At 26.8% G+C, this 21,754-nt stretch carries 22 protein-coding genes and 2 riboswitches; of the genes, 8 read left to right on the top strand and 14 right to left on the bottom strand.

Annotation, left to right across the window (positions count from 1 at the left end; all coding sequences use genetic code 11):
* Nucleotides 1-7 precede the first annotated feature (7 nt).
* From BM027_RS12555 to hflX, 5 genes are all read right to left on the bottom strand, one after another.
* Nucleotides 8-1,264: a type VII secretion protein EssB/YukC gene (locus tag BM027_RS12555; RefSeq protein WP_090092346.1), complete on the bottom strand. Its 1,257-nt coding sequence runs from the start codon at nt 1,262-1,264 to the stop codon at nt 8-10.
* A gap of 13 nt (nt 1,265-1,277) precedes the next feature.
* A complete protein-coding gene (locus tag BM027_RS12550; protein ID WP_090092344.1) occupies nt 1,278-1,517 on the bottom strand; it encodes a hypothetical protein in 240 nt (79 codons plus the stop codon).
* Nucleotides 1,489-2,010 (bottom strand): hypothetical protein, encoded by a 522-nt coding sequence (locus BM027_RS12545; RefSeq protein ID WP_090092342.1) that lies wholly within the window; start codon nt 2,008-2,010, stop codon nt 1,489-1,491. The genes BM027_RS12550 and BM027_RS12545 overlap by 29 nt, the downstream gene beginning before the upstream one ends.
* 53 nt (nt 2,011-2,063) lie before the next feature.
* Nucleotides 2,064-2,357 carry a WXG100 family type VII secretion target gene (locus BM027_RS12540; protein WP_090092339.1) on the bottom strand — a complete coding sequence of 98 codons (294 nt, stop codon included), beginning with the start codon at nt 2,355-2,357 and terminating at the stop codon, nt 2,064-2,066.
* Between the two features lie 189 nt (nt 2,358-2,546).
* Nucleotides 2,547-4,361, bottom strand: coding sequence for a GTPase HflX (gene hflX / locus BM027_RS12535; protein ID WP_090092338.1), 1,815 nt, complete (start codon nt 4,359-4,361; stop codon nt 2,547-2,549).
* 565 nt (nt 4,362-4,926) lie between these two features.
* On the opposite strand from hflX, the gene hpt reads away from it, so the two are divergent.
* The gene (hpt, locus tag BM027_RS12530; protein ID WP_090092335.1) at nt 4,927-5,448 is read left to right on the top strand and encodes a hypoxanthine phosphoribosyltransferase; all 522 of its coding nucleotides are present in this window, start codon (nt 4,927-4,929) and stop codon (nt 5,446-5,448) included.
* Nucleotides 5,449-5,537: 89 nt separating this feature from the next.
* Here the strand turns inward: hpt and yunB are convergent, their stop codons facing one another.
* Nucleotides 5,538-6,188, bottom strand: a complete 651-nt coding sequence (gene yunB / locus BM027_RS12525; protein WP_090092332.1) for a sporulation protein YunB — start codon at nt 6,186-6,188, stop codon at nt 5,538-5,540.
* A 271-nt stretch (nt 6,189-6,459) separates the two neighbouring features.
* On the opposite strand from yunB, the gene BM027_RS12520 reads away from it, so the two are divergent.
* A complete protein-coding gene (locus tag BM027_RS12520; RefSeq protein ID WP_090092330.1) occupies nt 6,460-8,961 on the top strand; it encodes a transglycosylase domain-containing protein in 2,502 nt (833 codons plus the stop codon).
* Nucleotides 8,962-9,096: 135 nt separating this feature from the next.
* Here the strand turns inward: BM027_RS12520 and BM027_RS12515 are convergent, their stop codons facing one another.
* The gene (locus tag BM027_RS12515) at nt 9,097-9,936 is read right to left on the bottom strand and encodes a YcdB/YcdC domain-containing protein (RefSeq protein WP_090092327.1); all 840 of its coding nucleotides are present in this window, start codon (nt 9,934-9,936) and stop codon (nt 9,097-9,099) included.
* 63 nt (nt 9,937-9,999) lie between these two features.
* Entirely contained in the window at nt 10,000-11,109 is a 1,110-nt protein-coding gene (locus tag BM027_RS12510) for a GNAT family N-acetyltransferase (RefSeq protein ID WP_090092324.1), read from the bottom strand.
* A 579-nt stretch (nt 11,110-11,688) separates the two neighbouring features.
* Here BM027_RS12510 and BM027_RS12505 point away from each other — a divergent pair.
* The 5 genes from BM027_RS12505 to BM027_RS12485 are packed head-to-tail and all read left to right on the top strand — an operon-like array spanning nt 11,689 to nt 15,982.
* Nucleotides 11,689-12,228: a helix-turn-helix domain-containing protein gene (locus BM027_RS12505; protein ID WP_090092321.1), complete on the top strand. Its 540-nt coding sequence runs from the start codon at nt 11,689-11,691 to the stop codon at nt 12,226-12,228.
* A 24-nt stretch (nt 12,229-12,252) separates the two neighbouring features.
* The gene (gene potA / locus BM027_RS12500; protein ID WP_090092318.1) at nt 12,253-13,302 is read left to right on the top strand and encodes a spermidine/putrescine ABC transporter ATP-binding protein; all 1,050 of its coding nucleotides are present in this window, start codon (nt 12,253-12,255) and stop codon (nt 13,300-13,302) included.
* A complete protein-coding gene (locus tag BM027_RS12495) occupies nt 13,295-14,137 on the top strand; it encodes an ABC transporter permease (RefSeq protein WP_090092315.1) in 843 nt (280 codons plus the stop codon). Before potA ends, BM027_RS12495 begins: the two co-directional genes overlap by 8 nt.
* Nucleotides 14,131-14,931: an ABC transporter permease gene (locus BM027_RS12490; RefSeq protein ID WP_090092313.1), complete on the top strand. Its 801-nt coding sequence runs from the start codon at nt 14,131-14,133 to the stop codon at nt 14,929-14,931. Before BM027_RS12495 ends, BM027_RS12490 begins: the two co-directional genes overlap by 7 nt.
* Nucleotides 14,918-15,982: an ABC transporter substrate-binding protein gene (locus BM027_RS12485; RefSeq protein WP_090092310.1), complete on the top strand. Its 1,065-nt coding sequence runs from the start codon at nt 14,918-14,920 to the stop codon at nt 15,980-15,982. The genes BM027_RS12490 and BM027_RS12485 overlap by 14 nt, the downstream gene beginning before the upstream one ends.
* Before the next feature lie 121 nt (nt 15,983-16,103).
* Here BM027_RS12485 and ndk read toward each other — a convergent pair whose 3' ends face one another.
* Nucleotides 16,104-16,514, bottom strand: coding sequence for a nucleoside-diphosphate kinase (gene ndk / locus BM027_RS12480; protein WP_090092307.1), 411 nt, complete (start codon nt 16,512-16,514; stop codon nt 16,104-16,106).
* A 122-nt stretch (nt 16,515-16,636) separates the two neighbouring features.
* Here ndk and BM027_RS12475 point away from each other — a divergent pair, with 122 nt between their 5' ends.
* The gene (locus BM027_RS12475; RefSeq protein WP_090092304.1) at nt 16,637-16,909 is read left to right on the top strand and encodes an acylphosphatase; all 273 of its coding nucleotides are present in this window, start codon (nt 16,637-16,639) and stop codon (nt 16,907-16,909) included.
* Nucleotides 16,910-16,960: 51 nt separating this feature from the next.
* Here the strand turns inward: BM027_RS12475 and rsiV are convergent, their stop codons facing one another.
* From rsiV to BM027_RS12450, 5 genes are all read right to left on the bottom strand, one after another.
* Nucleotides 16,961-17,818, bottom strand: a complete 858-nt coding sequence (rsiV, locus tag BM027_RS12470) for an anti-sigma-V factor RsiV (protein WP_090092301.1) — start codon at nt 17,816-17,818, stop codon at nt 16,961-16,963.
* A 6-nt stretch (nt 17,819-17,824) separates the two neighbouring features.
* Nucleotides 17,825-18,307, bottom strand: coding sequence for a sigma-70 family RNA polymerase sigma factor (locus tag BM027_RS12465; protein WP_090092298.1), 483 nt, complete (start codon nt 18,305-18,307; stop codon nt 17,825-17,827).
* Between the two features lie 250 nt (nt 18,308-18,557).
* Complete coding sequence (locus tag BM027_RS12460) at nt 18,558-18,710, bottom strand: zinc-ribbon domain-containing protein (protein WP_090092295.1); 153 nt, start codon at nt 18,708-18,710, stop codon at nt 18,558-18,560.
* 214 nt (nt 18,711-18,924) lie between these two features.
* Nucleotides 18,925-20,346 carry an alanine/glycine:cation symporter family protein gene (locus BM027_RS12455; protein WP_090092292.1) on the bottom strand — a complete coding sequence of 474 codons (1,422 nt, stop codon included), beginning with the start codon at nt 20,344-20,346 and terminating at the stop codon, nt 18,925-18,927.
* Nucleotides 20,347-20,421: 75 nt separating this feature from the next.
* Nucleotides 20,422-20,511, bottom strand: a riboswitch (glycine riboswitch).
* Nucleotides 20,512-20,513: 2 nt separating this feature from the next.
* Nucleotides 20,514-20,617, bottom strand: a riboswitch (glycine riboswitch).
* A gap of 377 nt (nt 20,618-20,994) precedes the next feature.
* Nucleotides 20,995-21,429 carry a GNAT family N-acetyltransferase gene (locus tag BM027_RS12450; protein ID WP_090092289.1) on the bottom strand — a complete coding sequence of 145 codons (435 nt, stop codon included), beginning with the start codon at nt 21,427-21,429 and terminating at the stop codon, nt 20,995-20,997.
* Nucleotides 21,430-21,754 lie beyond the last annotated feature (325 nt).

Here is a 21,754-nt window from a genome sequence, read left to right as displayed (position 1 = left end):
TTTCCTCCTAATTAGCACCTGGAATCAATATATTTGTGTTATTACTTGTCTTATTATTTTGTTCTTCAGTAGCTTTAGCATTTGTATTAAATTTAAAAGATTCATTACCTTTTAATTCCTTGCTTAGCTTATCTATTTCAGATTTAAGTGTCTCTTGTATCTTTTGCTTTTCTTCGCCAGACATCTTATCATCATCTTGAATAAATTTATCCTTTTTTATAAGAGCATATAAAGTTAACTCATTATCTTGTATTTTCTTTCCTAAATCTATTGCTTCATCATAATCTGATCTACCTAAAAAAATCCAATAATCTAAAATATTTTCATCACTTTTAGACGATACTGTTAATAAAATGTTTTTCTTTTGAGTATCCGATAAGTTATCAGATACAATATATGAATGTGCTAACATATATTTTGATTCTTTGCTTAATCTAGATGTTTTTGAATCTTCAAGTGATTTTATTACGCCCTCATAATCTTGATTAAAATAATAGTTATTAGCTTTTATTATAGAATCCTTAAATGGATTTAGATATGTGATAGAATAGATGCCATATGCAAATGCTACTATAAATAATCCTGATACTATTTTTAATAAATAATCTTTTATTTTGAAATTTCTAGATTTTATTTCTATATAATTTTCGCTATCATCTTTTATTTTTTTGTTCAAATCTGAGACTAATTCTTTTTTTATTTCTTCAACAGTGTTAAATGAAAAATATTTTTTTAAAGATTTGTTATTATTTAATAAATCTATCCCACCATTATAAAAATCTTCAAATGAGTACTTATTATTAAATAATAATCCAATTAAACTCTTATATTGTAAAACAATATCTTGCCAGTTTATTACTTCATCATAATTTCTAATATCTCTATCCATTATTTTCACAGAATAATTATAATCATAATATAAATTATCCGGATTAAGATCAAAAACATATTCATCAAACAAACTGAATGTATCACTAACATTTATTAAAAATCTCAATTTTTCTACTATTCTGTTGTTTTGTATGCATTTTAATGAAGATAATCCTATTAAGTTATATATGAAAATTACTTCCTCATTATCTATTTTAGAATCACATGGTATAAGATATCTATTTTGATATCCTAACCTGTTAATTTCATTCTCTTTTTTTGCATTTAAATCAGATATTTTTATTTTTTTTTCAATAGTGTCTTTTATATTAACACCAATTTTATTTTCCACTTTACTTTTATGGTTATTTTTAGTAAATTTATTTTTAATCATTTTTATCTTTCCTCTATATAAATTCTAATATATCTCCAGTATATATATTGTTTTCTTTAAAACTGCCATAATTAGAGATAATTCTATTCTCTCTTTTAGATTTGCAATAATTTATTTCTTTTAATTTTAAATTTAAATTTAAGTTTTCATCAACTATTCTTAAACATTCATCAATTATTTGATCAACATTTACTTCTATATCAATTATTCCTTTTTTATATGTGCTAATATCTAATGTAACTCTTATATTCACTGTAATTCTCTTCTTTCTTATTCTTATACTTATAGTACTTAGTAGTAAATATAGCCGTTAATATGCTTAACACTACAATAATAGAAACAGTTACTATATTAATAGTAGATTGTTTCTTTAAATACTTTATTTTACTTTCTTCCTTTTGCTTTGAAAATAAATTATATTTATTAATTTTTTTTGTAAATTCTTCTTCAGAATCTCTTGATTCAGACATTTTTAAAAAAAGATAATTTTTTAATTTAACTTTTTCTTCTTTTTCTCTTATCAATACTTCATTTTTTTCATTTGTAACATCTTCGGTAAATAATGGTATCTGATATATATCTGTAATTGATTTATATGAATTACTATTGTTATTTTTTAATGAATCGGTCTCTATGTTTAATCCCTCTGTAGCATAAATCACAAAAGAATTAGATAGGATAATACCTATCAATAGTACAAACATACTAATTTTTTTAATACTTTTTATTAAAATTCTATCTTTCATAACCCACCTTTAAAAAAAGAGATGATAAATCACCTCTTTTTTTCTAATAAACTTTAAACTCCAAAACTTTTAGAAATATTATCATCCATTTCTTCCATTGCTGCTGCAGTTTGTGTTAATTGAGTAGAAATAGTATCTACTAATTCTTGCATTTTTTGAAAGCTTGGTTTTAAATCTTGGTATTGTGTAGCAAAAGATTGACTTGCTGCACCTTCCCATTCATTTTGTAACTCGTTTATTAATTTGTCCATGTTACCAATAACTTGTCCAATATTCTCAGCTTCTCTTTTGTATTCTCCTGATCTTGATCTCATTTGTTCTGGAGAAATTCTGATTTGATTTGCCATAATATCACCCCCGTTCTATATTATACCATTTTTTTATGTTTTTCTGAAATTTTTTTTATATTCAGACAATTTTTTTCTAATTTTTTTCTAATAAATTAACGAAATTATAATAATATTAAACAAAAAAATAATAGTTAGTAATTACCAAAATAACTACTAACTATTATTTAGTTTAAAATTTTTCATTTTTTAACTAAGTATGTTCAATGCACATTCCTTAGCTTTGTTATATATTTCATCATCTACTTCTACAAGCATAAAGGTCCCATCTTCTCTATACTCTTCATTTATAACTCTTCCATTTCTATGCAAAAATGATTGAACACTGCTTTTATCGTAAGGAATTAAAAATTCAACTTTTCTATAATTGTAAGGAAGCTTCTCTTCTATTAATGATAAAAACTCCTCTAAATTTATTCCTTCTTTAGCTGATATTTTAATAATAGTTTGTTCTTCTATGCTCTCATCGCTTTGTATAAATTCCATGAAATCATTTATTTGATTTTCACTAGCCTTATCTATTTTATTTAAAACTAATATTCCATCTTTATCTATTGCATTTAACTCTGCTAAAACTTCATTTACTGCTTTATATTGCTCAATAGCAGTATCAGAAGAGACATCTACTACATGACATAAAAGATCTGAAAATATAACTTCTTCTAATGTTGATTTAAATGCTTCAACTAAATCATGAGGAAGCTTTCTAACAAATCCAACTGTATCCGTTAAAGTTATTAATCCCTTATTTTTTAATGTTAAAGCTCTTGTTGTAGTATCTAAGGTTGCAAAAAGCATATCTGCTTCAAATACTTTTTCCTTCCCTTGAGTATCTTTTCTAGCACATATATCACAAAGAGTATTTCTTAAAGTAGATTTTCCTGCATTAGTATAACCCACAAGAGATACTTTAGGAATATTTTCTTTATTTCTCTTTTCTCTTTGTACTTCTCTAGTTTTCTTTACCTTTTTAAGTTCTCCTCTTAAATCGTAGATAGTTTCCATTATATGTCTTCTATCTGTTTCTAATTTTTTTTCTCCAGGTCCTCTAGTTCCAATACCACCACCAGTTCTTGATAATATAGTTCCAAGGCCTTGCAATCTACTCAACCTATATTTAAGTTGTGCAAGTTCTACTTGTATTTTAGCTTCTTTAGTTTTAGCTCTAGTTGCAAATATTTCTAATATCAAAGTAGTTCTATCAATCACCTTAGCACCTAAAGCACCTTCTAAGTTTCTAACTTGGGATCCTGAAAGCTCATCATCAAATATTATAACATTTGCCCTTTCAAGTTGTCTCATTGAAGCAATTTCTAACACCTTGCCTCTCCCTATGAAAAATGCTGGGTCTATCTTATTTCTGCTTTGGAACACAGTTTTAAGTACTGGAATATTACAAGCTGTTGTAAGTTCAGCTAATTCATCTAAACTTTCTTTTGTATCAGAACCAACTAATATTGCTTTCTCTTCTGTTTCTTCTATGACATCATTTGTTTTAATTAAATTTTCTATAAATCTAACCTTTTCTAATATATTTATAGAAGTTATTTGATCCAATGAAAGATTCATTTGTTCATCATATTCTAACTTATTGTTATATAGTCTTAGCATTCCAAGTGAAAAATCTTTTATCTTACCATCTACTATTGCAACTGATACAATAGCATCTAATTTTAACCTTAAAAGTGCTGTTATATCTAGTGCAGAAAAATTACAATAACCATTTGGATGAGTATGAATTACTCTGACTCCAGATAATCTCTTCTCACTTATATCAATTACTTGAACTTCTACTGATGTTGAATCTCCTATAGCAACTGATATTGCATTTCCTTTTCTATTTATTGCTACACTTATTTCTCTTTCAATTGAACCTGAAACTCTAGAAATTATATTTAAAATCTCTACATTACATACTTCATCTTTAGATGTTCTAATAGAATAAATCTTCTCTAGTTCATCTAAAGTAAAATTTTTAATGCCATCAATATTACCATCTATCATTTAATTACCACCTCACATAAAACGATATAACATTGTATAAAACATCGCCAAATAAATAACTACTAAATTAGTATTCTTATCTTTTTTGTACTATTCTAAGTCAACTAATAACAGCAGTATTAACTGCCTTCGCCTCCTTGTCTAGTTCAAAAATTTCTAAGAATCTTTGATTAGTTATTCATTTTACAATGCTTAATGCTATCTTGACAACTTTCATATAATTTTATACTATTAATCATTCCTTGTAAACTAACACACCTATATATGTATTATACCTATAATATTTATATTATCCACTTTTTATCATCATCTTTAATTTTATTATTAGTTATTCAATAACTAATAATTTCTTTGGTATGAGCTATCTTGACAACATTCTTAATATTTTATACTATTAAACTATTATAAATAACCATATTAATAATACTTAGAGGAGGTGACCTGTTGTTAAATCTATAAATTAAATTCATTTATTTTTTTGCATTTATCTATAATATTATAGTTTTTATGATGTAATTTAATATGTATTTTTATACAATCTTATAGATTTTAGCAATGGAATAGTATGGAAAACAAAAAACGTAATATACTTTTTTCTAAAGAAAAAATTAATATTAGAATACAAGAATTAGGTAAAGTTATTACTAATGACTATAAAGATAAGAATCTTTATGTTTTATCTTTATTAAGAGGTAGCTTTATATATGCTGCTGATTTAGTTAGAGAAATAGATTTAAATACTAAAATAGGATTTATGACTACATCAAGTTATGGTGATGATGAAATGTCTTCAGGAAAAGTTAAAGTAGTTAATGATATTCCTGATAATATTAAAGGATTTGATGTTCTTATCGTTGATGACATTGTTGATACTGGTATAACAATGGATTTTGTTGTAAATCACGTAAAAAAATTAGGAGCAACCTCAATAAAAACTTGTGTATTACTTGATAAACCATCAAGAAGAAAAGTTGATATTAAGCCAGATTATTGCTGTTTTACAATCGAAGATGTTTTTGTAGTTGGTTATGGATTAAATTATGGAGATTTTTATAGAAATATTCCTTATGTATTTAATTGGAAATAAATTTTAATTAAGGCTCTGTTTTAATATCAACACGGTTTTAAAACAGAGCCTTAATTTTAATTCACATATCTTGTGTTTTTTAATATGCCTTATTTGTTATTTCCTTTAAAATCAATTGCAGTACTTGGTATTTTGCCTACTATAATTGTATCTGAAACAGGAACCTTAGTGTTTATATCAACTTCATCAGTTTTAAACGGTAAAATTATTCTTATCTTTGATTCAATATTAAGATAGATTCTATGTCTTGTTTGATTAATTCCAGCACTTTCAAACTCTGATTCATAACTTGCATTAATATTACCTAAATTTTCAACTTTTATTGATATTTCGGGACCTAAGTTATAATAAATAGTATTTTCTGTAATCCATCCTAATGGCATCTTAACTTTAATTTCGCCTAAATTTTCTAAATCTTTATTACACTTCATGGACAACTTAGACATTAGATAGTTTAATTTTACAGTATCAGCTTGAATAAGAGTTATGTTTCCATCATTATCTTTTTGTATTTTTATCATATCTTCATAGTTAAATTCTTGTGAAAAAATATCAATACTAGTTTGATTAATTATATTTAGTACCCTAGATCTTACTGTCATTTCTGATACTCTTATAAGAGATGGCACAACTCTCTTATTAAAAAGCATTGTTATTAAATTAAAAAGGATAAGCAAGGTTATAATAATAATTATACTCGGAATATATTTATATTTTTTTCGTTTTGTATAATACTTCATTTTAAACACCTTTATATTGAGTTATTAGTTTACTCTTATTATAAGTATGCTATAATGATAAATAATATTATTTATTATAAGGCACATTCAAAAAAATAATAAACCAGTATGTGTGCATATTTTGCGTCATACTGCGTCGGCAAATTCAGTTAATAGCTCGCTATTAACTGAACTTGCCTCCTTGCCCTTGCACCAAATATATGACGCATCTTTGATCTATTATTTTTTTCATGTGCCTTATAGCTATTTTATATGATTTTAGGAGGATAAAATGTCAGTTGAGAAAACTCCAAATAAAAAAATGAGGCCTCAAAATAAAAAAATGAGAAAAAAAAATTCTAGTTCTAAAATTTTTAAAAAAATCGGAATTAGTTTCTTAATTTTTATGTTAATAATTTCTGTTATTGCTACTGGATATTTATTTGCAGTAATAAAAAGCACTCCTCCTCTAGATGTTGATGCTGTTTTATCATTAAATCAGCCTTCAAGCTTATATGATAACAATGCTGAATTTATGGATAATCTTCATACTGATGAGGAACGTTATGTTATAGCCTCTAATAAAATGCCTGATAACTTAAAAAATGCTTTTGTATCTATAGAAGACGAGCGTTTTTACACACATAAGGGAGTAGATATCCAAAGAATCCTAGGTGCAGCCTTAATGGATGTTAAAAAAATCTTAACTGGGCAAAAAGGTTTACATGGAGCATCTACCTTAACTCAACAACTATTAAAAAATACGATATTAACTAATGAAGTAAGTATAAATAGAAAAGTTAAAGAAATTTATTTAGCATTGAATTTAGAAGAAAAATTAACCAAAGATCAAATTTTACAAGCTTACTTAAATACGATACCTCTTGGAGGTCACGTATATGGTGTTGAAGCCGCATCACTATTATACTTTAGTAAAAATACTGAACAGTTAAATTTAATTGAATGTGCGTACCTAGCTGGTATAACTCAAGCTCCAACATATTATAGTGCCTTCAACGATAATAATAAAGAAGACCCTTCTAGGTATATTAATAGAACAATTACGGTATTATCTAAAATGCAAGAATTAGGTTATATCTCAAATAATGAATACACTAAAGCAGTTCAAGATTTAAATAATAATAAATTAGTATTTAAATCAATCAAAAAAGATTATAGATTAAATTATGAATGGTTTGTTTACCCTACTGTATCACAAGTAAAAAGAGATTTAAAAGAAAAATATAAATACACTGATGAAGAAGTTTCAAAATTAATGCTTAATGGTGGCTTAAAAATATATACTACAATGGATAAGAATTTACAACATTTTACTCAAGATACCTTAAATAACTACAAGAACTTAAATGTTGGTAATTCAGAAGCTTACGATGAGAATGGGGTTCCATTATTACAAGCATCTGCAACTATAATGGACTATAGAAATGGTAAGGTTCTTGCAATGGTTGGCGGAAGAGGAAAACAACTTCCTCAATCAAATAATAGAGCTTATACTGAGTTACGTTCTATTGGTTCAACTACTAAACCATTAACAGTATATGGTCCTGGGATAGATCAAAAAATCATTACGGCTGCAACATCTATAGATGATGCACCACTTCCTGTAGATATCGGCAAACACTATTTAGATAATAAAGGTAAACCATATGATCCAAAAAATTCACCTAATGAATACTTAGGCCTTATATCTCCACGTGAAGCTATAACTTATTCTAAAAATGTTGCTTCTGTTATAACAGAATACAATATTGGCGTAAAAACAGGATTAGCCTATGGAAGAAATTTAGGTTTAGTATATGGTACTAAATCTGAAACTTTATCTGCACTTGCTTTAGGTGAAGTTGAAAATGACCCAGCGGATAGAGATGGTGGTAATACTTACAAATTATCAGCTGCTTTTGGTACCTTTGGTAATGGTGGCTTATATACTGAACCAATTCTCTATACAAAAGTTGTTGATGCAAAAGGAAAAACACTTTTAGATGGTAAAGTGCACCAAAAGCAAGTATTTTCTCCTCAAACCTCATATATTATGTATGATATGTTAAAAGGCCCAGTTAATTATTATGGCGGAGCTCCAGCTAAATGGGGAAATATGCCTGTAGCTGGTAAGACTGGTACTTCCACTGATTCTAAAGATTTATGGTTTGCAGGTTTATCTCCCTACCTTTCCGGTTCCGTTTGGGTAGGATACGATAAACCACAAACAGTTATTGGTGGTTCAGGTACTGTCTGTGCTAATTTATGGGGAAAGATAATGGCTAAAGCTCATGAAGGATTAGAAATAAAAGATTTAGAAAAGCCTAACGGAATAGTAAATGTTACAGTATGTAAGGATTCAGGTAAATTACCTAGTTCGTTATGTAGTCAAGATCCTAGAGGAGATAGACTTGTTGAAGAAATGTTTATTGAAGGAACTGAGCCTAAGGACATATGTACTACTCATATATCTGCTCGTGTAAATAGACTTAATAACAGGATTGCAGGCCCTAATACGCCTTCATTCTTGACTCAAAATAGAGTGTTTATCAAAAAAACATATCCTAATCCAATAACTAAAGATTATCCTTATGTATTGCCAAGTTCACAAGATACATCTACATCACCAAATGTACTTACAGAGCAAGAAACAAAAAACAAAACTGAATCTGAACCACAAGTACCACCAGATGTTAATTCATCTCCTAATACTAATTCTGAGCCTAACAATAATCAAGAAGCAAAACCTGATTCAATATTAGACTCTATACTTAAACCCTTAAAACCGAATTAAATTTTTAACTAATATACTATTTTTACAATTGACTATGTTTTAAAATTAAAAGAAGCCCACTCAAATCATTCTACTAAATGATTTGAGTGGGCTTCTTTCACTTAGGCATATTAAATTTTAAAACATAGCCAAAAATTAATTTGCAATTACAGAATCTTCAGTTCCATATTTTAAAATATTGACTATCTCTTTTGTTTCAGTACTTACGAATAGCTTCCATGTAATATCAGCACCATTTTCATCCTTACCTTTTATAGCAACAACATAACACAACTCTGATATTGATTTATTATCTGCATAAGCTAACTCAGTTATATTAGAAATTTGTCCATTTTTATGATACTTAACAAATGTGTCTAAAGCCTCTATCTCCGCCATTTCTTTTGAAATATTTAATATTGGCTCTTTGCATTCCTTTTGTATTGATGAATTTGTATAATTGTCTAAAAATCCAGTTGATTTATTAATATTAACTATTATTTCATTAAAATAAAGTGGGTACCCATATTTAGATTTTAAATATACAAAAGAATAATATGGCAATTTACCTGCATCTTCATCACTTTTAATAGTTTTAAATGTAACTTCTTTATCATATATTTTACTTAAATATTGATCTGCTATAGATTTAGCTTCTTCAACTGTTATCTCAGAATCTACCTTTACAAGTTCTTTGTTTGCAAAACCTATAATATTATAATTTTTATCTAAATCTATTCCAAAAGAGTCTGTAACTATAGTTTTATATATTAATTCGTTTTTAGTATTTAATGTCTTAACTCTTTTATACTTAATACTTTTTAAATCTTCTTGCTTATTTATAGCATTAATTGAATATAATTTTTCTATAAAATTCTTAGCCACTTTAATATCCTTAGCTCCAAGCCCTACAAAATTATGCATTACAAAAATTACAATTACAATAAGTAGTGCTAAAATAACACTTATTATTATTTTAGTTTTTTTCGAATTCATTTATAACCTCCTTTTCGCAACTTCCCAATATATATTATAATAACATAAATATTGTATAAATTGTTACGATTTATAATATGTACTAAATCCAATTTTTTCTGCAACTTTATCTACTAACTCTTTACCTGCCAATTTAAATATAATAGACAATCCCATCTCAATTACGCCTAACAAGTTACAACTAATCATAACTTTTCCGTTATCAACAAAGTTTTTATTTATAACTTTTGTATTCTCTAAATTATTTTCTTTAATTAATTCCTGTATATTATCAATGTTTGGAACAGATATTCCTTCAAGACATTTATACCTAAACAAAAACTTTATTGCTTCTCCTATTGCACATATATAATCGCAGTTATTATAATATGTTAATATATAATTTGTTGTTTCTTTATTTTCAACATAATTATCTATATAGTTTCCATTTGGTAATATAATGATATCTGGCTTTAATAAGTTTTCAGATAATGTTGTTATTTCTAAGTTAAAATTATTATTATATCTCACCGTGCTTAATACAGATATAGCTTGTATATTAAATATGTCTTTATTTGCTATTTCATTTGCTTTATCAAACAAATCACACATTAAAGTATAATTTGTAATATCCATATTATCATACATAATAATAGAAACATTTTTTGTTTTGCTTTCAGGCGCATTTAAAAATTGATCCTTCATCAGCTTATATGTTACTTCATTTCTATAGATATTCTGCCCTTTAAAGCCTAATTTCTCAGCAAACAATTTACTACTTTCATTCTTAATATTATCCATGATTATTTCTCCCTTTACCTCAAAGAAATAATATTCTAACATTAATTTTATAGCCTCTTTCCCATAGCCGTTATTTCTATATTTATTATGAACTTTAATATTAAACCTTGCTATTTTAGTAATAGGATCAAATCCATGAAAGCTTACTTCCCCAACCGGCTTATCTTTTATAGTGTATATTAGGCAATAAAAGTTTCTTCCATCAGTTGGATAAACCATTTTTTTATAAAAACTATCCCATTTATTTTTCGTGAAATTATACACTCCACCAATATCTTGCATTGTTTCTTGACTTGCCCATAGCTTTTCCGTAAATATTAATTCATCATATTCTGGTTGTTTTATATAAACTAATTTTCCATTTCTTCTATACAATCCATCTTCATTTTTCATAAAATCACCCAATAATTTTTCTTAATCTTCCTTTTAATATCTCATATTTTCCTAGGTTTATCAATAGATTATGCCATAAATTAAGCTTTTTCATGCAAATTGTTTGAATATTATTACTTTTATTTAATATTAAACATAAATTTTAATTATATATATATGTTCTAATTAAGTTAATACATTTATAAACTTTTATTTAATTTTTATAATAAATTACATCTTTAATTAACAATATCTACTTAGAATCATATATATCATAAATTTTCTATATAAGTTCCTCACTATAGTAGTTAAATCATATTATTTATAAGTGTTCTAAAATTTATATTAATGAACAAACTTTATTGGAACTTATATATTAAAATCTTAGTATATGTATACTTAAGTTCTTCCTTTACTAAACATTATTCACTATTTACTCATAAACAGGGATTTAGAGGCTATAAATATTTTTCCATTTTTTCTAAAAAAATCTTGATTTTTGTTTCTAAAATTTATATAATATTATTGTTTGTTTAGTAATTTTAAACTTAAGGTTTAGTAAAGGTGAATATCTCAAATATTCAACGGTAGGTGTGAATTGTGCAAATTGGAGAAAAAATTCGTATATTAAGAATGGAAAAACAATTAACTCAAGAAGAATTAGCAAATAGATGTGAATTATCAAAGGGATTTATATCTCAAGTTGAAAATGATTTAACATCTCCATCAATTGCTACTTTAATGGACATACTTGAGATTTTAGGAACTAACTTAAATGAATTCTTTAGTGAAACAAAAGAAGAGAGAGTTACTTTTAGTAGTGATGATATGTTTGCAACCGAAAGTGAGGAACTTAAATATTCTTTAATGTGGCTTATTCCAAACGCTCAAAAAAATGCTATGGAACCAATTATGATTACTCTTGAGCCTGGTGGACAATATATTGAGGAAGAACCTCATGAAGGTGAAGAATTTGGTTATGTACTGTCTGGACATATTTATCTTCATTTAGGAAAAAGAAAATATAAAGTGAAAAAAGGAGAAAGCTTTTACTATAAACCAAAAGTAAATCATTATATTTCAAATGTTGGTAAAACTCCAGCAAAAGTTATTTGGATAAGTACTCCACCATCATTTTAAAATTTAGAAGAGAGGTGTTTTTTTGTGAGTGAGAATATAATACAACTAAATAATATTAATAAGTCTTACGGTGAACAGCAAGTATTAAATAATTTATCTTTAAACATTAAAAAAAATGAATTTCTAACATTATTAGGTCCTAGTGGCTGTGGTAAAACAACAACACTTAAAATAATTGCTGGATTTGAAAATTCTGATTCTGGAGAAGTAATGTTTAAAAATGAAGATATTTCTGCTCTTCCGCCTTATAAAAGACAGGTAAATACAGTTTTTCAAAAATATGCATTATTTCCTCATATGAACGTTTTTGAAAATATCGCTTTTGGTTTAAAGCTAAAAAAAATGCCAAAAGATAAAATAAAGCAAAGTATTGAGCAAATGCTTTGCTTAGTTGCCTTAAAAGGTTTTGAAAAAAGAAGTATTGATTCTTTAAGTGGTGGACAACAACAACGAGTTGCTATAGCAAGAGCTTTAGTTAATAAACCTGAAGTTTTACTACTTGATGAACCTTTAGGTGCTTTAGATTTAAAACTTAGAAAAGAAATGCAATTAGAATTAAAAAAGATACAAAAAGAAATTGGTATTACTTTTGTATTTGTAACTCACGATCAAGAAGAGGCTCTTACAATGTCAGATACTATTATTGTTATGAATAAAGGAGTTATTCAACAAATGGGAGCTCCAGAAGATATTTATAATGAGCCTGCTAATGCCTTTGTTGCAGATTTCATAGGTGAAAGTAATATTTTAGATGGAATTATGATTAATGATTTTAAAGTTGAGTTTTGCAATAAAGAATTTGAATGTGTTGATAAAAACTTTGAAAAAATGGAAAATATAGATGTTGTTATAAGACCTGAAGATATAAAAATAGTTAAAGCTGAAGATGGAATGCTTAAAGGTAAAGTTGAATCTGTAATGTTTAAAGGAGTTCATTATGAAATGCAAGTTTCATCCAATGATTTTACTTTCATACTTCATAATACAAAATACGTGGAAGTTAATAATGAAATAGGGCTAGATATATATCCTGAAGACATTCATATTATGAAAAAGAGTATTGATAATGAATAAGAAAAAAACTTCAATAATAGCATATCCTTACCTTGCATGGAGTGCATTATTTATAGTTATTCCTTTAATTATTGTGTTATTCTTCAGCTTTACAACAAAAACTGATTCAGGTTATTCATTTTCTTTAGAAAACTATAAAAAATTAATTAATCTCCAATATACAAATATATTTATTAAATCATTATGCTTAGCATTTAAATCAACTTTAGCTTGCTTAGTTATTGGATATCCTGTTTCGTACATAATATCAAAGATGCATGCAAGTAAAAGAAATTTTTTAATAATGCTATTTATTTTACCTATGTGGATGAACTTTTTGTTAAGAACTTATGCTTGGCTACCTATATTAGGAAAAACAGGCATAATAAATACTTTACTTATCAAATTAGGTATATCTCCAATCTCCTTTCTTTACAATGATGGAGCAGTTTTATTAGGAATGGTTTACAACTTTTTACCTTTTATGGTTCTTCCAATTTATACTGTATTAACAAAGATGGATCAAGATTTATTAAATGCAGCTCATGACTTAGGTGCTAGTAAAACTCAAGTTTTCACAAAAGTTATCTTACCACTTAGTATCCCTGGTATTATTTCAGGAATTACTATGGTATTTATGCCTTCTGTTTCTACATTTGTAATTTCAAGATTGTTAGGTGGCGGGCATTATATGTTACTTGGAAATTTAATCGAGCAACAATTTACAAACATGGGTGATTGGAACTTCGGATCTGCCATTTCAATTTTTATGATGATTATTATTTTAATTTTTATGGCTATCACATCTAAATTTGAAAATAGCGATAGTAAAGAAGGAGGGGGGCAATTATGGTAAACAAAATCGAAAGTTTTTTTAAAAGATTTTATTTATTTATCATATTTTTATTCTTATATACTCCTATTTTTACTTTAATGGTATTTTCATTTAATGAATCTAAAACAATGGGCAAATGGACAGGGTTCACTTTTAAATGGTATAAAGAATTATTTAATAACCACAGACTTATGTCTGCACTTTACTATACCGTACTAATTGCTGTTTTAGCTTCAGTTATTGCTACAATAGTTGGTACATTAAGTGCTATTGGTATAAATAAAATGCGTGGTAAGAAAAAATCTTTAATTTTAAACATTAACTATCTTCCAGTTTTAAATCCTGATATAGTTACTGGTATTGCTCTTATGAGTATGTTTATATTTATTAATTTAAAGTTTGGATTTGTTACTATGCTACTCGCTCATATTACATTTGATATTCCTTATGTAATACTTTCAGTACTTCCAAAGCTTAAACAATTACCTGAAAACACTGTTGAGGCAGCTTCTGATTTGGGTGCAACTCCTATGTATACTATTAGAAAAGTTATACTTCCTCAAATTAAGCCTGGTATTTTTTCAGGATTCCTTATGGCTTTTACAATGTCCATTGATGATTTTGTTATAAGTTTTTTTACAACTGGACCTGGAATAACTAATCTTTCTATAGAAATTTATTCAATGGCTAGAAGAGGAATTAAACCTGAAATAAATGCACTTTCAACTTTAATGTTTTTAACAGTATTAACGTTGCTAATAATTGTGAATAAAAAACAAAATTCAACAAGAGGTGATAAATTTGAAAAAATCTAAAATTCTTGGAGCTATAACTCTAATAAGTTTATTAACTTTAGGACTTTTTTCTGGGTGCATTAATCAAAAAATTGGTGCTAACGGAACAGTTTATTTTTATAACTGTGGAGATTATATTGATGAAGATTTATTATCAAAATTTGAAAATGAAACTGGAATTCATGTTGAGTACTCAACATATGATACAAATGAAATAATGTATCAAAAATTAAAAAGTACTCCTGGTAGTTATGATTTAGTAATACCATCTGACTATATGATTCAAAAGATGATTAATGAAAATATGGTTGAAAAATTAGATTTTAATAATATACCTAACTATAAATATATTGATAATCCATATAAAAATTTGTCTTATGATGCAAATAATGAATATTCAGTTCCTTACATGTGGGGTACTATAGGTATAATATACAATCCTGATATAGTAACTGATAAAGTAGATAGTTGGGATATTTTATGGAATGAAAAGTACAATAATAAACAAGTAATAATGTTTGACTCAATGAGAGATAGTCTTGCAATAAGCTTAAAAAAACTTGGTTACTCTATAAATAGTACAAATCCTGATGAAATAAATAAAGCTACTCAAGAATTAGTAAAACAAAATGAAATTATGGATCCTCTTTACTATGTAGATGAAGTTAAAGATAAAATGATTAATGACGAGGCTGCTCTTGCTACAGTTTGGTCTGGAGATGCTACACACATTAAGTTAGAAAATCCTAAATTAGAATATGTAATACCTAAAGAAGGTTCTAACAAATGGTTTGATGCTATGGTAATTCCAAAAGATTCAAAAAACAAAAAAGAAGCTGAAGCTTTAATTAACTTCCTTTGTGATCCTGAAAATGCAGAGCAAAACGTTGACTATATAGGCTTTTCAACACCTAATAAAGAAGCATTTAATATGTTAGATGATGATCTTAAAAATGATAAAGGCGCTTATCCAACTAAAGAAACATTAGACAAATGTGATACATTTATAGATTTGGGCGAAAACCTAAAATTATATGATGATGCTTGGATGAAAGTTAAAACTTCTAATTAAAAAATTGTTGCCTCAAAATAGAAGTTCTTCCGCCCGATCATAAAAATCACTTGATTAAATAAATAAGGAAGTGTTTCAAAATTTATATTTGAAACACTTCCTTTTAATATATCTTAAACCATTAACCTAGTTCTGGAAACCATAAGTTAATTTCAGCTTTTGCACTTTCTAAAGTATCTGATGCATGAACACAATTTTCTGTTTTACTTCTAGCATATCTATGCCTTATTGTTCCTTCTTCTGCATCATCTGGACTAGTTGCTCCATTTATTCTTCTTACCTGCTCTACTACATCTTCACCTTGCAAAATTATGGCACATAGGGGACTTCTTGTTATAAAAGTTATAAGTTCTTCATAGAAATCTTTTCCTTTATGTTGTGAATAATGCTTTTCTGCAATCTCTCTTGTTGCTTTCATAAGTTTTAATTGAACTACCTTTAATCCATTATCTTCATAACAACTTATAATATTACCAATTAGATTTCTCTCTACTCCATCAGGTTTAATTAATACCATACTTTTTTCAACCATTTAAGTCGCCTCCTTTAATTGCTTATCTATATTATATACAATTTTCAGAAAATTATAAAGATTTTTATTTTTTACCAACTGTGTTATTATAATCTTTAATAATATATTTAGGAGAGAAAACTATGCTTAGATATTTAATGATAATAAATGGTCGAGTTCAAGGTGTTGGTTTTAGATATTTCGCTAAGTTAAAAGCATTAGAACTTTCCTTAACTGGATATGCTAAAAATCTTAACTCTGGTGAAGTAATAATTGAAATACAAGGAGGAAAAGAATATCTTGATAAGTTTATTTCTTATATAATAAAGGGAAATAATTTTGCTAAAATTGATGATATAAATTTTAAGGTCCTCCCCCTTGTCTGTAATGAAAAAAACTTTAAAATTAAATACTAGTAAAGCAAGAAAACTAATTACCTCTATTTAAGATTTTTTAGTTATATTCATCTATATTTCTATATCTTTTATTACTTCACTCGGTATTACAAATTCAACAGTTCCCATATATCCTGGTGCCACTTCATATTTATCAAAGCAAATTACTAGTTTACCATCATTATTTATATAAAAATCTTGTTCTTTAGCTATGCTATCAAAATCATCGGTTGGAACATCTACTTGATCTATAAAGTAATTTTTATTCTCATCATTTCTCATTTGCTTTTTCATTTGTTCTTTTATATTTTCACTTATTAATTGTATATATTTATCATATTTAAATAGTAAAGGTAATGTTAATACAATTTCTTTATTTTTATCTATTGTATAATGCTTTTTAGTAACATAAGATGAAGCCTGTATCTCCTCTTTAGTAACTTCTATAGATAAAATATCCTTTGAATCATTTTTTATATTATAATCAACTCCTACATACTTATGCCCTTCTTTTATATCAGGCATTTCTTTTATCAATTTCTCATAAATTGCTTTTCCTTCTTTCATAAAATCATTATTTAATGATTCTTCTAATTTTTTATTATCTAACCCATCTATTTGAGCAATATCAATATTAGCTTCAATATTTCCTTCTTTAACAGAATAATTTTTAACTACAACAAGCTTTACTAAATCTCCTACTACTGGCACTTGTGATATTGTCTTTGCAAATGCAGGACTAACATTTGATAGTATCACAATAAATGATAAAGATGCTGCTATGCTTATCCAAACTCCTCCTTTTTTAAATATTTTTCTTCTATTACTTTTACTATTATCTATAGTTTCATTTACAATAGATTCTAAATTATCTGGTATAGATATATTATTATAAATATTTTTTAAATCATCTAATTTTTTCTTATTCATAATTTTCTACCTCTCAATCTTTATTTTTAATTTTCTTAATGCAGTATATAGCCTAGTTTTTATCGTATTAGTATTTTCATTTAAAATTTCTGCAATTTCCTCTATTTTTAAATCTTCAAAGAATCTCAATATTATAATAGTCTTATAATCAGCACTAAGCGTATTTAGTGCTTCTTCTAAGTCTATATCTGTATATTGATCATATTTACCTGTATCATTTACTTCGGAAATATCCATCATCTTACTATACTTAGTATTCTTCCTTATATAATCAATGCTAGTTCTTATTAGTATCCTGTAAAACCACGACTTTACATATTTATACTCTCTCAAACTTTCTACTGAAGAAAGAGCTTTATATATTGATTCTTGTACCACATCCAATGCATTAGCTTCATTTTTAGTATAAGTGTAAGCAATTCTATAAAATAAATTTCTATTATCTATTATATATTTTTCAACCTTTTTTCTTTTAAAGTTCTTAAGCATTAATCCTTCCCCTTTATATAAATTATAAGTGCACTTTTTATCTATACTATATAGACGATATTATAATAGGAAAAAGTTTTATTATTTTCCTAAAATTATAACTAAATTTAAAAATAAAAAAAAGGATCTGATTAGATCCTCTATAAAAATCAATTTTCTATTGTCACTATAATTATCCACAAATTAAAATAAGGGTTATTTCTTAATAAAAATTACTTTCTACTAAGAAATAACCCTTTAGAAAACAAAACTATCTTCTGTTTTGTTCTTTTTTAGCTCTTCTACAATCTGCACATCTTGTTGGTTCGTTAGTAAATCCTTTTTCTTGATAGAATTCTTGTTCTCCTACTGTAAAAACAAATTCACTACCACAATCTCTGCATACTAAAGTCTTATCTGTCATATTCAATTTCCTCCTTTTAATTAAAAATTAATATATTGATTTATATAATTCTCTAAAAGGAGAACTTTACATATCTATAAAAAATCTTTTTTTATTTTGCCTGTACATTTATAATAACACATTTATAATAAATAGCAAGACTTTTTTTAAAAAAATAAAAGCTTAACTTAAAATAAAATAGATAATTCTAATAAATTACTTGTTTTAATATTATTTACGCAATAATTTCTTCATTAACTTTATTTAATTTCATTTCTTCAAAGAATTCTTCTGTTTCTTGAATTACTACTTTTCTAAGTCCTATTAAAGCTACTAAATTAGGGAATGCCATGCATCCATTAACTATATCAGCAATTATAAATATTAATTTTAGTGGTAAAAATGGTCCTATAGCAACAAGTACTATATATATTATTCTATATGGCATTATTGCTTTAACACCAAAAAGATATTCTGTACATCTCTCACCATAATAGTTCCATCCAAGTATTGTTGTAAATGCGAAAAATATCAATCCTATATTAACAATATATTTTCCGATTATTGCAATTGGTAAACCTGATTGGAAAGCTACTGTTGTTAAATCAGCTCCTGCAACCACACCATTTACACCATCCATCCATGACCCTGTAAGTATTATTACAACTCCTGTCATAGTACAGATTAGTATTGTATCAAAAAATGTACCTGTCATTGATATTAATCCTTGTCTTACTGCTGACTTTGTCTTTGCTGCTGCTGCTGCAATAGGTGCACTACCAAGACCTGATTCATTTGAAAATACTCCTCTAGCTACACCATTTCTAATTGCCATTACAAGTGTAATACCCATTGTTCCACCTAATACTGATTTAGGATTGAAAGCACTTGTTATAATTAATCCAACTGCTCCTGGAATAGCTTTATAATTGCATATAAGTACAGTTAATGCACCCACTATATACGCTGCTGCCATGAATGGTACAACTAATTCTGAAACTTTAGATATTCTTTGAATTCCTCCCAAAGTCACCATTGCAACTAATATTGTTACAACTACAGCTGTTACAATTAATGGGACATTAAAGCTTTTTGCTGCTGCTGCAATTGAATTAACTTGTCCAAATGTTCCTATACCAAAGAAAGCAACACCAATACCAAATAGTGCAAATAATTTTGCGAGCCACTTAATACCTAATCCATTTTGAATATAATACATAGGACCTCCAGCCATTTGTCCATTTGCATCTACTTGCCTATACTTTATAGCAAGTAACCCTTCTGCATATTTTGTTGCCATTCCAAAAAATGCTGCTATCCACATCCAAAATAATGCTCCTGGCCCTCCGGCAGTTATTGCTGTTGCAACTCCAACTATATTACCTGTTCCTATAGTTGCCGATAATGCTGTACATAAAGCTTGAAAACTAGATACATCTCCTTCTGCACTATCACTACTTGCTTCTTCATCTTTGCCAAAAACATATTTTAATGCAAGTGGTAATTTAAATATTTGTAGTAATTTAAGACGAAATGTTAAATACATTCCTGTTCCTACTAAAAGAATTAATAATGGTGGTCCCCAAATAATAGTGTCAATTTTGTTTAAAATATTTTGAACACCTGCTGTTGAAAATAATAGATTTGATAATAACATAAAAAAGTCCCCCTTAATTTTTTATTACGGAGGAGAATAAGAGTTGAATCAAAAACCATATTTGATTAATCCTATCCCCTGTCCTTTTACCTGAGAGTTTCAGTAATTAAAATAATAATTACCTTGCTCCTTCGGTGCTCATATTAAAATGAGTCTCTCCAGAGGCTCGTCCAATAGCGGTCCTAATACCTGAAAGATTTCCCTCTTCGGTGTGTTATTATAATCTAACCTTAAATTTCTAATATAATAACAACTCTCCCACTATCTTCATCCGAACATTCTATAAGTTATATTTAAATTATATATGGATTTTTTAATCAATTCAAGTATTTTTTAACAATTTGAAAATTTATTTAATTGAATATTAATTTTTACAATAAAATGCTTCTAATGAATTTCAACTCCGTATCTTCAGAGTTTCACATGATATATAATTTAATAAGCCATATTTATAAATCTAAAAAATTTAGTCTTGGAAATAACTAATAAGCTAAGGCATCTATTATTACTCTGATTATTTATTTGTAATATTTGTAAAACACGAATATTATTTTAAATTTCTATATAAAGAAAAGATAGAAATTCACTATTTTTAGTATCATTCTATCTTCACTATTTATATATTAGACTGTTATTTTTTCAAATACCTTATATATTTTTTGTCATTATGCATAACGACTTTGCTTCTTCAAAGTTATCTTTTAAATAAAAATTTTTAATGCTATTATTTTGAGTAAATAATAGCAAAAAATCTACGCCTAATTTCTTTACTTCACTTTGAATACTTTCAAGTAATTTGCTTCCAACATGATTTCCTTGCATTTCACTTGAAACAAACACTTCTTTTATATTAAAATGTCTTCCTTCATACCACTCTTCACAATTCCCAAATATTGCACCTTTAATTTTTCCATTTTCAATGTACTTAACTCCAACAAAATCCGGACACATATAAATATATTTAAGCCTTTTATATGCACTTTCTGTTGTCCATTTATCATTCCAAGGTTCACCATTAAAAACTTCAGCAAATAATTTGGCACATTCTTGTAGATCTTCCTCATGTACTCCTAATATACCCATAGATTTATCCTCCAATTTAATCCTTATAACTTTATCTTAGGCATATTTTAAAAAATAATAGACCAATATGCTTGCCTATTTGGCGTCATACTGCGTCAGAAATTTTAGCTAATAGTCTGGCTATTAACTAAATTCACATCCTTGTCTGATCCCCAATATACGACTCATCTTTGGTCTATTATTTTTTTCATGTGCCTTATGTATATTCATACTATAACTTATTATTATAATAGGTTGTTGAATAACTAATTTTTACAAATATTTATTTAAAAAATATTCTTAGGAATCATAAATTCCAAGGATATTTTCTCGTTTTGATTCCTTG

The sequence above is a fragment of the Clostridium uliginosum genome (assembly GCF_900112485.1).
Classification (GTDB): domain Bacteria; phylum Bacillota; class Clostridia; order Clostridiales; family Clostridiaceae; genus Clostridium; species Clostridium uliginosum.
This window is presented reverse-complemented; position numbering and strand designations above follow the sequence as displayed.